The organism is Avibacterium avium, from assembly GCF_900454535.1.
Taxonomy (GTDB): Bacteria; Pseudomonadota; Gammaproteobacteria; order Enterobacterales; family Pasteurellaceae; genus Avibacterium; species Avibacterium avium.
In genome coordinates this window covers 1,717,479-1,730,251 of the sequence record NZ_UGSP01000001.1, presented here as the reverse complement: position 1 = coordinate 1,730,251, position 12,773 = coordinate 1,717,479, and the positions used below count along the sequence as shown (strand labels likewise).

The following is a 12,773-nucleotide window of genomic DNA, read 5'->3' as shown; positions in this document are numbered from 1 at the left end:
TCTTTAAAAATCAAATAATTAATTCTGAATTTTATTTAGCAATAATTATGCTATAATCTATCCTCGCACAGAAAAGAATGATTAGCGAAATACCAAGGTTAATACCTTATTTTTGTTATATTTTTTCCCTGTGCTCGGCCATCTCCCAGATGGCCGTGAATTGAAACCGCCTGATTTTGCTGATAAAAGGCATCGGCGACCCGGCCATCTCCCAGATGGCCGTGAATTGAAACTGTCATTGTTGGTGTAGTACTAATGGTTGCAAGCCGGCCATCTCCCAGATGGCCGTGAATTGAAACACCATTTTCTAAATAGCTATTCGCATTGGCGATACGGCCATCTCCCAGATGGCCGTGAATTGAAACTGGATAAGATCCCAAACTAATTAAGGTTCTTTTCCGGCCATCTCCCAGATGGCCGTGAATTGAAACAATCACACCGTCAGCATCGGGCAAGGTGTGCGAAACGGCCATCTCCCAGATGGCCGTGAATTGAAACATCACAGGGCTTGTGCAACGCTTTGACCAGTGTCGGCCATCTCCCAGATGGCCGTGAATTGAAACTTCGCTCGGCAAGCTTAACGTTTCAAAGCGGTCTTCGGCCATCTCCCAGATGGCCGTGAATTGAAACATTTCGGTGGGGATTTGTTGGGGCATTTTGTATCTCCGGCCATCTCCCAGATGGCCGTGAATTGAAACTCTCCAATTAAACTCTGTATGCTACTTTTGGCTGCGGCCATCTCCCAGATGGCCGTGAATTGAAACCGCCAATCGTATTGACCCCACTCTTCAAATTTTTCGGCCATCTCCCAGATGGCCGTGAATTGAAACCACGTCCGCCCCATTAACAAAAGGGTAGGCGTGGTCCGGCCATCTCCCAGATGGCCGTGAATTGAAACGTCCATTGTGGTGCGATACTGCAAAATAAATCCCCGGCCATCTCCCAGATGGCCGTGAATTGAAACGCTTTCTCCTTGTTTACGGCGATTAATCGCATTAGCGGCCATCTCCCAGATGGCCGTGAATTGAAACAATAAAATTTATGAGTAAAGCTAAAAATATTTCAACGGCCATCTCCCAGATGGCCGTGAATTGAAACGCCGAAATCCCGTTAGTGATGGGGTGGGGAGGGCCGGCCATCTCCCAGATGGCCGTGAATTGAAACCATTTCGTCGCTGGGAAATCAGGTAAGGTGCGCATCGGCCATCTCCCAGATGGCCGTGAATTGAAACTTGAACATTTATTAAGCATTTCGTTTTTCGGATTCGGCCATCTCCCAGATGGCCGTGAATTGAAACTTCAGATGATGCGCCTGAGTCGGTCCACGCAATACCCGGCCATCTCCCAGATGGCCGTGAATTGAAACTTGTCTTGCCAGTGCAATAATTTGTTGCGATTGCGGCCATCTCCCAGATGGCCGTGAATTGAAACATGATACAGATGAAACAAGCGAGAGCGGAGAACGGCGGCCATCTCCCAGATGGCCGTGAATTGAAACACTAAATATGCCATTCAAAAAACAGCAGAGAAATCGGCCATCTCCCAGATGGCCGTGAATTGAAACGCAAAGCAAGGGAAAGATTTTGCCCACGCCGCACCGGCCATCTCCCAGATGGCCGTGAATTGAAACCCACGAAGTGCGGCAGCTAAAAACATTGACCATTGCGGCCATCTCCCAGATGGCCGTGAATTGAAACAGCCTCCGCATATCGAATGAGATTAAACAAATGGCCGGCCATCTCCCAGATGGCCGTGAATTGAAACCCTGCACAGATAGCGAAAAAGGGGAAATAATCCCCGGCCATCTCCCAGATGGCCGTGAATTGAAACCATACGCCGTCATTGGTTAAAATAAGCTGATAAACGGCCATCTCCCAGATGGCCGTGAATTGAAACCGATTGGTGGCATCTTGTCAAAGTCTTTAGGTTTCGGCCATCTCCCAGATGGCCGTGAATTGAAACACCGTGCGTTTGGCGGTCAGCGAATTGGTTACTGCGGCCATCTCCCAGATGGCCGTGAATTGAAACCGAGCCGAAAACTTATTATTGATACCAAATGTTCGGCCATCTCCCAGATGGCCGTGAATTGAAACGACCGTACTTTGCGCATTCCTGCACGAACTTGCTCGGCCATCTCCCAGATGGCCGTGAATTGAAACAAGCTGGTTACCACGCTCCATATAATCAGATTTACGGCCATCTCCCAGATGGCCGTGAATTGAAACTTAGATAGTCTCCTACGGGAGTTTTGAATTTTCGCGCGGCCATCTCCCAGATGGCCGTGAATTGAAACTATCCGAATTAAGAATCCAGCGGTCAAACATATAACGGCCATCTCCCAGATGGCCGTGAATTGAAACGCCGCTTGCCCAGCAATGCGTAGCCAATTTGACGACGGCCATCTCCCAGATGGCCGTGAATTGAAACTAAATTGCGTTTATATGCAAACCGCTTTGAAGATCGGCCATCTCCCAGATGGCCGTGAATTGAAACCCGAACTGAAAAAAGGGTTAGAAATTAAATGCCCGGCCATCTCCCAGATGGCCGTGAATTGAAATATTTGGTTTGCGTCCGTTGCCACAGGTTCGGTCCGGCCATCTCCCAGATGGCCGTGAATTGAAACAGCGATTTACCACTTTTCACACCAAGCAAATTTTCCGGCCATCTCCCAGATGGCCGTGAATTGAAACAAGCACGCAGGGCGGGGCGTTATCGCCTAATCCCCGGCCATCTCCCAGATGGCCGTGAATTGAAACGCCAATCATAGATTGGATAAGCGTTGAAAACATTCGGCCATCTCCCAGATGGCCGTGAATTGAAACTGGTGATGAGCCACCAACATCAATGGAGAATCTACGGCCATCTCCCAGATGGCCGTGAATTGAAACCCCGCTCTGCTCCATCAAATGCCAACCAGTTATCGGCCATCTCCCAGATGGCCGTGAATTGAAACACGTCAAAAACGAATCGCGCTTAGTGTCGCAGGCGGCCATCTCCCAGATGGCCGTGAATTGAAACTAATGCTGGATAGGGATTTTGCGAATATTGTAATACCGAGCATCCCCATATACTATGAACAAATAACTTCCCCAATTTCCACCGCACTTTTGATTATTACTCTTACCACAATAAAAAAATCCTCCCGAGGGAGGATTTTTTGTGTATTCAGTATTCATCAAATTAGAACAAAATACTTCCCACTAAAGCAAAGCCGAAACCGGTGAAACCGATAAGGGTTTCTAGCACAGTCCAAGTTTTTAATGTGGTTTTGGTATCCATTTCTAAGAAACGGCTTACTAACCAGAATCCACTGTCATTAACATGGGAGAACACGGTTGCGCCAGATGCAATGGCAATGACGATAAAGCATAAATCAAGTTGGCTTAAGCCTGTCGTTGCGGCAATCGTTGGAGCAATGAGTGCAGATGTCGTTGTTAATGCCACAGTGGCTGAGCCTTGTGCTACACGCAATGTCATTGAAATAATGAAGGCCGCAACAATCACAGGCATACCCGTATCGGCAAACATTGCAGAAAGTTGATCGCCAATGCCACTTGCACGTAATACGCCACCGAACATACCGCCAGCCCCTGTTACTAACACGATTGAACAAATTGGGCCAAGAGCATTGTCGCAGATTTTCTCGATTTGCTCGTTGCTACGCTGATCTTTCAATAACAAAATAGTAACGATTAGGGTAATAAGTAATGCTACAGGCGTTTTGCCTAACAAACGTAAGCCTTGAACCCAAGATTGTGAGCCATCAACGACACCAGTTACAGAAAGCGTATTTAATCCTGTATCAAATAGGATCAACACTAATGGCAATAATAAAATAGTTAAAACTTTACCAAAACTAGGTGGATTTAACACCGCAGTTTCATTGATTGCATTGGCATTTAAGAATGCTTTTGGTAAATCAACCATAATTTTTTTGCCTAAATATTGGCTGAATAAATAGCTTGCAATGTACCAAGTTGGAATACCGCACACCAAACCAACAATGATCAATAAGCCCATATTTGCACCAAGCAAATCACCCGATGCCACAGGGCCTGGGTGTGGTGGAACAAAGGCGTGCATTACGGCAAATGCCCCTGCTGCGGGTAAAGCATAGCGTAATACCGAGCCACCAAAGCGTTTTGCTACGCTAAAGATAATCGGCAACATCACCACTAAACCAGCATCAAAGAAGATTGGGAAACCAAATAATAAAGATGCAAAACCGAGTGCGAATGGGGCTTTTTTCTCACCAAATTTATTGATAAGCGTATCGGCTAACACTTTTGCACCACCAGTGATCTCAAGTAAACGCCCAATCATTGCGCCCAAGCCCACAAGCAATGCGACAGAAGCTAACGTACCGCCAAAACCTTTTGTTAAAGTTGGCAGAATATCTTTAAAAGGCACGCCTGTCGCAAGTGCGGTGAGTAAACTCACAATAATTAATGCCACAAAAGCGTGAACTCTGAATTTCATAATTAATAAGAGCAACAGCAACACTGAAGCAATCATAATGAAAATTAACATATAACGTCCTCAATTATAGATGAAAGCGTTTTCTTAACCGAAAGGAAAAGAACGAATAGCTAATTTACCCGTAACATAAAAATTATCTGGAAAGGTAAAGTAGATGCGTCTATTATTAGGGAAATCCCCCCTTAAGTTCAAACAATAACGACAAAAATTGCGATCTTTGTTAAAAATTTGTGAAACGGATCACAAAATAGAATGTTACCAGTAACGCCAACTGGCGATTTTTTGCTATGGTTAGCACAGAACCAATTCATTATTGCGTTAGCATAATAAAAATGAGGAAAACAAAATGGAAAAAGCAAAAGGCAAAAGTTTTATCCTAATGGGCGTATCCAGCACGGGCAAAACCTCCGTAGGCACTGAAGTTTGCCACCGTTTAGGTTTAAAGCTCATAGACGGTGATGATCTACACCCAAGAGCCAACATCATCAAAATGGGTAATGGCCAACCGCTTAATGACGAAGACCGAGCGCCTTGGCTTGAACGCATTCGTGATGCAGCATTTAGTCTTGAACAAAAAAGTGAAGTGGGAATTATCGTGTGTTCTGCGCTTAAGAAAAAATATCGTGACCAAATCCGTGATGGCAATGAAAGCGTGAAATTTCTTTTCCTAGAAGGCAGTTTTGATCTTGTGCTAGAGCGAATGAAAAACCGCAAAGGGCATTATATGAAAACAGAAATGCTCAAAAGCCAATTCGATACCTTAGAACCCCCACAAGCGGACGAACCAGATGTGATCCACATTGATATTGACGGCACTTTTGAACAAGTGGTGGATCGCTGTGTGCAAGCCTTAACGCCTTTATTGCAAAAATAGGCATCATTTAGTGATAGAAAAAAGAGTTAAAGAGCGGTGAGATTTTCACCGTTTTTTATTTGCCAAATATGAGAAGATAAATTTCTTATTTTTGAAATAGTATTCTTAAATTATAGAACATCATTAATTTAAGGGGCTGTAGTAGATTAGCCCTAAATTTCACACCATTTTCGCAATATTTTTAACTGCTCTTTTGGTGTCCCAAAGTTAAACCGAAATTCACATTCCTTCAAGAATAAAGGAAAGTTTTTTCGGTTAATTCCATTATATTTTCGCAGTATCCGCTTCGCCTGATTCCAAAAATTTTCAATGCCATTAATATGATTTTGTTTCACCGCAAATAGCTCGGAATGATTGATTCGTTCGTGGTGAAATTCACTCACATCAAGCGCATCATAACTGCGATAAGTGTCCGTATAAACCCAGCTATCAGGCTTGATTTTTCTTTTAATAACAGGGAGTAATGTTTCACTCTTGGTGTTTTTAACCACAACAGTAAATACCTTTCCTTGTAGTTTTAGTAACCCAAAAACAGCAACTTTTCCAGCCGCTCTTCGTCCTCGTTTTCCCTTTCGATGACCACCAAAATAGCTTTCGTCTAGTTCAATTTCCCCCTCAAAAATCTCGTTAACTTCAAGGGATAAATGATAGCCAATCACAAGCCTGATTTTATGGTAGAACAAAGCGGCTGTATTCGGTTGAATATCTAGCAAATTTGCTGCTGTTCTTGCAGTAACTTCTGCAACAAAAAACTCAAGCAGTTTTTTCTGTATGGATTTCTTTAATTTACAATATGTTATCTTCATTTTTGTAGTATAGCATTGTTGCTAATCTACTACAGCCCCTAATTTAATTATTTTTATTTTTTCAGAATACTTTGATTTTATTTATCAGTTTCGCTACACTGTTTTGCATTAGTCGGGGTGCTTGTTTAAGCTGAGATGATACCCGTGAACCTGATACAGCTAATACTGACGTAGGAAACTAATTATGCAAACGCTTCTTTTCTTATTAAATTCTCACCGCACTTCTTTTATTTTTAACGGCTTTTTTCCATCACGTTGATTGGTGAATGAACGATGAAAGCCATCGAAATTTCCGATCTTAAACTCAGTTTTGCTGAGCAACCTTTGTTTGAGCATTTTCATTTTAGCGTATTACAAGGGGAGTGGGTGGCGTTGCTTGGCGCATCAGGCGTGGGGAAATCAACTTTATTGCGCGCCATTGCAGGGCTAGAAAATCAGGCGATTATACAGGGACGTATTCAGTGTTCAGGCAACATCGCTTGGCTTGCGCAGCAGGATAGTTTGTATCCTTGGCTGTCTATTTTAGATAATGTTCAGCTTTATCAGCATCTTACTCATAGCAAAACGAAAAAAACGGAAGAAAAAGCCCGCACTTTATTAAGGGCGGTGAAAATGGAACAACATTTGCATAAGCCTTGCTATCAGCTTTCTGGTGGACAGCGGCAGCGCGTGGCGTTGGCCCGAACGCTAATGCAAGATGCAGAGATTATTTTAATGGACGAACCCTTTTCCGCGTTAGATGCCGTAACTCGCTTGCAATTACAGCAGCTTTCACATCAGTTATTGGCAGATAAAACCGTGTTGCTTATCACCCACGATCCGCAAGAAGCCTTATTGCTAGCCGATAAAATCTATATTTTGCACCAACAACCCGTTCAGCTTTCACCGCACATTTGCCCGCAAGGCAAAGCACCGAGAGATTTTTCGCAAGAGAAATTATGGCAATTACAGCAATATTTATTTAAGCAGTTAATGGGGGAAGATTAATGTTTGCGTGGCAAAGCCTATTTCGAGCATTGATAATGACCTTATTTTTCGCCTTGTGCTGGCAAGGGGCGATTTCAATTTTTGCGATCCCACATTATTTACTGCCAGAACCTGTTGCCGTGCTAAATGAAGTGTCTTCACAATGGGCTTTATTATTTATGCACGCCAAAATCACCTTATGGGAAATTTTGTTAGGGTTGGTGTTAGGCTTTTTATTTGGTTTACTTTCTGCCTTATTGCTGGCTTCTTCACAAACCCTTTCAGCCTTTTTATTGCCCATTTTAATTGCCTCGCAGGCGATCCCCGTTTTTGCTATTGCACCATTATTGGTACTTTGGTTTGGTTATGGCATTGCATCAAAAATTGCGATGACCATTTTGATTATTTATTTCCCAGTTACCGCCGCCTGTTATGACGGCTTGCGTAACACACCAAAGCAATGGGTGGAGTTGGCGCAAACAATGGGAATTTCATCAGGGCAATTATTATTTAAGGTTCGCTTACCTGCCGCTTTGCCAGCGTTAGCCTCGGGCTTACGCATTGCGGTTTCCGTTGCACCCATTGGGGCGATTGTGGGGGAATGGGTAGGATCATCACAAGGGCTTGGTTATTTAATGTTGCAAGCCAATGCTCGAATTCAAATTAGCTTAATGTTCGCGGCGTTGTTTATTTTGGTGGTTATCGCACTCTTGCTGTATTTCGTGATAGATAAATTGCTTCACCGCATTATTCCTTGGGTCTGTCATTTACGTTAGGAGAAAAAATGAAAAAACAATGGTATTTATGCAGTTTAATTTTCGCTTTAGGTATGAGTATTAGTGTGCAAGCCAAAGAAAAATTAACCTTATTACTGGATTGGTTTGTCAATCCCGATCACGCCGCCATTATTGTGGCGCAGCAAAAAGGCTTTTTTGCGGAAAATGGCTTACAGGTTGAGATTATTGAACCTGCTGATCCTTCAATGCCGCCTAAATTAGTGGCAGCAGGGCAGGCAGATTTAGCGGTGGATTATCAGCCACAGCTGCAAATGCAAGTGGCAGAAGGTTTACCGCTGGTGCGCGTTGGCACCTTAATTTCAACACCGTTAAATAGTCTTGTGGTGCTAAAAGACAGTGGCATTGAAAAAATTGCCGATTTAAAAGGGAAAAAGATCGGCTATTCTGTGAGCGGTTTTGAAGATGCGTTACTTGGTGCAATGCTGAAATCTGCCCACCTTTCTTTAAATGATGTGGAATTAGTGAACGTGAATTGGTCGCTTTCGCCCGCATTATTTAGCGGACAAGTCGATGCGGTAATCGGCGCATTTCGTAATTTTGAGTTAAATCAGATGGCGATAGAAAAGAAACCGGGCAAGGCGTTTTATCCAGAAGAACAGGGCGTGCCAATGTATGATGAATTGATTGTCGTGGCCAATAAAAATCAGCTTCCTGCGAAAAAAATTCGTGCATTTTTGACCGCACTTGAACAAGCCAGCGTTTATATCTTAAACCACCCACAACAAAGTTGGCAGGCGTTTGTAAGCTATAAACCGCAAGATTTAGACAACGAACTCAATCGCTTGGCTTGGCGTGATACCTTGCCACGTTTAAGTTTACGCCCAAGCGCCCTAGATAACGCACGTTATGAGAAAATGGCACAATTTATGCAACAACAAGGCTTGATTAAGCAGGTTCCTAAATTGTCTGATTATGCCATTCAAGTGGAATAAGAAATAGGCTAGGTAAAAAGTGCGGTGAAAAATGATCTGCCCCCAAAAAGTTAGACTATATTCTAATTTAATTCAAGGACTGAGTTCTGTATTCCACAGGGCTTAGTCCTTTGAGCTTCACTTGAATACGCTCATTATTGTAGTAATGAATGTACTCGTGAATCACTTTTTCAAGCTGTTCAAAGGTTTCAAACCGCTTGCCAAAGTAACATTCCGTCTTCAATCGCCCGAAAAAGCTTTCCATCGCACCATTATCAAGGCAATTGCCTTTTCTCGACATACTTTGCGTAATACCGTGTTTTTTCAATATCTCCCGATAACCCATCATTTGATACTGCCACCCTTGGTCGGAATGCAGTATCGGTTTTTCCCCCGCTAATCGGTTCACCGCCTGGGTCAACATTCTGGTTATCTGCTCAAAACTCGGACTTCTCGCCACATCATAAGCAATAATTTCGTTATTAAACAAGTCTTTAATCGGCGATAAATACACTTTGCCTTCCGCACATTTGAACTCGGTGATATCCGTTACCCACTTCTCATTCGGCATCGTTGCCGTAAAATCCCGTTGCAACAGATTATCGGCAATGTGTCCCACTTTGCCTTGGTAAGAACGATATTTTTTCTGCTTACTTTTTCCTTTTAACCCCAAACGTTGCATTATCGCTAGCACCCTTTTGTGGTTGATAATCAAGTATTTCCTTAATTCCAAGGTAATTCGACGATAACCATAATTTTCGTCATTTTTGCGATAAATTTCCTCTATTTTCTGTGAAATCACTACATTTTTATCTGCCTTTGGCTTGAGATGATAAAAGAACGAACTGCGTGCCAATCCGATTAGCCTGAGTAACAATTCCAACGGGAAACGCGAGCGTAAGGCATTTACGATGACGGCTTTTTCTGCATTTTTTGTTGGTTGAGTTCCTGCAACTTTTTTAGCATTGCATTCTCCGCTTCTAATTCCAAAATTCGGTAACGCAAGCGTTCTTCTTCTGTTTTGGGCGTTGGTGGCATTTTAGGCGAGTTGAGTTTCATACTTGGACGACCTTTAGGTTTGAGTAATAACCCATCTATACCTTGTTTTTCAAAGCGTTGCAACCATTGACTAATTATCCCTGAACTGGGGATATCAAAGCGAAAGCAGGCGGCCTCAGCGGAGCACTGGCCTTTTTTGATAGCTTGAATAACCTTTAATTTAAACTCAACAGAATAATATCGTTTTTTACCTAACACAGCTAATCCATTGATTCCATTATGATTAAATTTCGCAATCCAACGTGCTAACGTTCTTTGAGGAAGCTGAAAATACTGGCGAGTAAGCGAACGGTTTTTTCCATTTTGATGATAAAAGTCGAGCACTTGTTGTTTGAAATGTTGAGTATATTTAGTCATAAAAAATCTGCACCTTAATCAGTTGGTTGTTTAGTCCAACTTTTGGGGGGCAGATCAAAATACCGCACTTTTTTATGCACAAATCTCAGGAATTTGAGCTAGCTGTTCTAGTTGATAATCCGCTAATGCCCAACGCGGATCGGTGCGTTCAACGGGTGCAGGGATAACAGCGCAGCGCATTGAAGCGGCTTTCACTGCGGTCATTCCTAGCACGGAATCTTCAATGCCTAAACAGGCTTGGGGCTCAACACCTAATTGATGGGCTGCGTGTAAATAAACCTGCGGATGCGGTTTGTTGTAATCCAATTCTGTGGCAGAGGAGAGATATTGGAAATAAGACGCAATGCCGCAGCGTTCGGTGATTTGTTCCAATAAATAACGTGGCGAAGCGGAAGCAACCGCCAGTTTGCAGCCAAGTGCGGTGAGTTTTTCAAGGGTTTCTGGCACATTTGGCATTAACGGCTTATTTTCCAAAATCATTGAAATGGCGCAGTCATTCATTCGCTTGACCATTTCTTCAACAGGAACAGGCGTTTGTTGATAGCGTTGATAAACGGTTTTGACAATGCCAAGAGCAGGCATTCCCGTGAGTTCTTGCATTTCTTGCAAGCTAACAGGAATACCAATTTGCTCAAATACTTCCACGCCCGCTTGTTTCCAAAAAGGTTCGGAATCAATTAAAACACCGTCCATATCGAAGATTACTGCTTGAAATTTCATAGATTCCCCTTGAGTATTTTTTCAATGATCGCTTTGGTAAGCGCCACATAATGAGCAGAAAAACGATGACTAAAATTTAACAAATAATAAAGCTGATAAAGCGGTTTGCGTTGCACATAGCCTTCATCAATCGGCAAAGTGCGGTGATAATTTTGATAGAATTTTTCAGGGAACGGTTGGAATAATTCACTAAATGCCAGATCGCATTCGTGATCGCCCCAGTAACAGGCAGGATCGTAAGTAAAAGGTTGGCCATTTGCCACAGCACAGTTTTCAATCCAAAGATTGCCGTGCAACAAGGCTGGTTTTGGCTGATGTTTGGCTAGCCCTTTGGCGACAACGGCGACCAATTGATCAATATCAGTAAAGGCTAAACCTTTCTCTTTGCAGATCTGTAATTGCCAGCCAATGCGTTGTTCGCTGAAAAATTTTGCCCAATTATCCGACCAACCATTTGGCTGATAAACCGGCCCAAGCCAAGTGTCAAAATCGAGTCCGTAATGTTCGGCATTGCCCCATTGGTGCAAGTTGGCTAATTGCGTGCCAAATTGTGCCATTGATTGTTCGTTCGGTTCGCTGAAAGGAAGGGCTTCGAGCAGTAAAAAACTGTGGTTTTGTGAACAGCCTACGCCGTAAACTTGCGGTACTTGAATCGTCCCTGTTTTGGCTAGCAACTCCAGCTGATCGGCTTCAGCGCGAAACATAGAGCGGTAGGATTTTTCATTAATTTTCACAAAAACGGGCTGGATTCCATCATCAATAATCCAAGCTTCGTGCATTTCGCCAGTATGCACTTTGCGTTTTTGCTTGATAAAATAATATGCACCAAGATGTTCGGCTAAAACTTGAGAAATTGATTTCCACATAAGTCCTCCCATATTCAACTTGCGCCACGCCTTGATCATAAAGGAAATGGGCAAAATAATCTGTGATGAACTTCAAGTTTTTTATTTGCGGGGAGAAAAATTTGCGGTAAGGTAGCGTCTATTCGCTTAAATTGTTTAGTAAGGAGCAAAAAATGAAATTATACGTTTATGATCATTGTCCATTCTGCGTGCGTGCCAGAATGATTTTTGGCTTGAAAAATTTGCCAGTGGAAGAGCACGTGTTATTGAGTGATGACGAAGCCACGCCAGTCGCACTCATCGGCAAAAAAATGGCACCAATTTTGATTAAAGAAGACGGCACGGCAATGCCAGAAAGTTTGGATATTGTCCATTATGTGGATCAAAATTATGGTGATCTGTTGTTGCCAGATGATGATGTGCGTAGCGATCTACAAGCGTGGATGCAGGCAGTGAGCCGTTATTATAATCATCTTTTATTACCGCGTTTTGTGAAATTAGGCTTACCTGAATTTGCTACCCAAAGTGCGGTGGATTATTTCGTTAAAAAGAAAACGGAAAGTATTGGTGATTTTGCCGAAAATCTGGCAAATTCCGCCCAATATATCGAAAAATTACAGCAAGATTTCACCGCACTTGAGTATTTGATTTTGTCAGAAAATGGTGTGAATGATCAGCTTTCTATGGAAGACATTTTGCTTTTCCCAATGTTGCGTAATCTCACTTGCGTGAAAGGGCTTGTATTCCCGCCGAAAGTAAAAGCCTATGTGGAAACAATGGCAAAATTATCCCAAGTGGAATTATATTTCGATAAAGCGGTTTAACCCACAAAAAGCCCAGTAAAATGGGGCAGAAAGTTGGTTTTCAGCGCAAAATAGCGTATGATCACGGGCTTGCATCGAAAGTCATTGCAAAAGCAATTCGATAACCTATAAAGCACGGTGCGAAAAATACATTGTA

General features: G+C 42.9%; 10 protein-coding genes, 1 CRISPR repeat array and 1 riboswitch. Of the genes, 5 read left to right on the top strand and 5 right to left on the bottom strand.

The features are described 5' to 3' along the window. Positions 1–135 precede the first annotated feature (135 nt). A CRISPR array of direct repeats spans positions 136–3,017; the repeat unit is 32 nt; unit sequence CGGCCATCTCCCAGATGGCCGTGAATTGAAAC. Positions 3,018–3,179: 162 nt separating this feature from the next. After that, positions 3,180–4,529: a GntP family permease gene (locus DYC50_RS08410; protein ID WP_115249798.1), complete on the bottom strand. Its 1,350-nt coding sequence runs from the start codon at positions 4,527–4,529 to the stop codon at positions 3,180–3,182. A 295-nt stretch (positions 4,530–4,824) separates the two neighbouring features. On the opposite strand from DYC50_RS08410, the gene DYC50_RS08405 reads away from it, so the two are divergent. Next, complete coding sequence (locus DYC50_RS08405; protein WP_115249797.1) at positions 4,825–5,352, top strand: gluconokinase; 528 nt, start codon at positions 4,825–4,827, stop codon at positions 5,350–5,352. Between the two features lie 152 nt (positions 5,353–5,504). Here DYC50_RS08405 and DYC50_RS08400 read toward each other — a convergent pair whose 3' ends face one another. Next, on the bottom strand, positions 5,505–6,158 hold the full coding sequence (locus DYC50_RS08400; protein WP_115249796.1) for an IS1595 family transposase: 654 nt from the start codon (positions 6,156–6,158) through the stop codon (positions 5,505–5,507). Positions 6,159–6,261: 103 nt separating this feature from the next. Beyond that, positions 6,262–6,352, top strand: a riboswitch (TPP riboswitch). Between the two features lie 79 nt (positions 6,353–6,431). Between DYC50_RS08400 and DYC50_RS08395 the strand changes: the two genes are divergently transcribed. From DYC50_RS08395 to DYC50_RS08385, 3 genes are read left to right on the top strand one after another with little or no spacing between them, the layout of a single operon-like run. Then, positions 6,432–7,145, top strand: coding sequence for an ABC transporter ATP-binding protein (locus DYC50_RS08395; protein ID WP_115249795.1), 714 nt, complete (start codon positions 6,432–6,434; stop codon positions 7,143–7,145). Then, entirely contained in the window at positions 7,145–7,900 is a 756-nt protein-coding gene (locus DYC50_RS08390; protein ID WP_115249794.1) for an ABC transporter permease, read from the top strand. Before DYC50_RS08395 ends, DYC50_RS08390 begins: the two co-directional genes overlap by 1 nt. 8 nt (positions 7,901–7,908) lie before the next feature. Continuing rightward, the gene (locus DYC50_RS08385; RefSeq protein WP_115249793.1) at positions 7,909–8,853 is read left to right on the top strand and encodes an ABC transporter substrate-binding protein; all 945 of its coding nucleotides are present in this window, start codon (positions 7,909–7,911) and stop codon (positions 8,851–8,853) included. Positions 8,854–8,920: 67 nt separating this feature from the next. Here the strand turns inward: DYC50_RS08385 and DYC50_RS08380 are convergent. The 3 genes from DYC50_RS08380 to DYC50_RS08370 all read right to left on the bottom strand — a co-directional run bounded on the left by DYC50_RS08380 (position 8,921) and on the right by DYC50_RS08370 (position 11,834). After that, a protein-coding gene (locus DYC50_RS08380) for an IS3 family transposase (protein WP_115249087.1) occupies positions 8,921–10,248 on the bottom strand; the annotation gives its coding sequence in 2 pieces (ribosomal slippage) (positions 8,921–9,798 and positions 9,798–10,248; 1,329 coding nt in all). A gap of 72 nt (positions 10,249–10,320) precedes the next feature. After that, the gene (hxpB, locus tag DYC50_RS08375) at positions 10,321–10,968 is read right to left on the bottom strand and encodes a hexitol phosphatase HxpB (RefSeq protein ID WP_115249792.1); all 648 of its coding nucleotides are present in this window, start codon (positions 10,966–10,968) and stop codon (positions 10,321–10,323) included. Continuing rightward, on the bottom strand, positions 10,965–11,834 hold the full coding sequence (locus tag DYC50_RS08370) for a fructosamine kinase family protein (RefSeq protein ID WP_115249791.1): 870 nt from the start codon (positions 11,832–11,834) through the stop codon (positions 10,965–10,967). The genes hxpB and DYC50_RS08370 overlap by 4 nt, the downstream gene beginning before the upstream one ends. Before the next feature lie 152 nt (positions 11,835–11,986). Here DYC50_RS08370 and grxB point away from each other — a divergent pair, with 152 nt between their 5' ends. After that, positions 11,987–12,637, top strand: a complete 651-nt coding sequence (gene grxB / locus DYC50_RS08365) for a glutaredoxin 2 (RefSeq protein ID WP_115249790.1) — start codon at positions 11,987–11,989, stop codon at positions 12,635–12,637. The last annotated feature ends 136 nt before the right edge of the window (positions 12,638–12,773 follow it).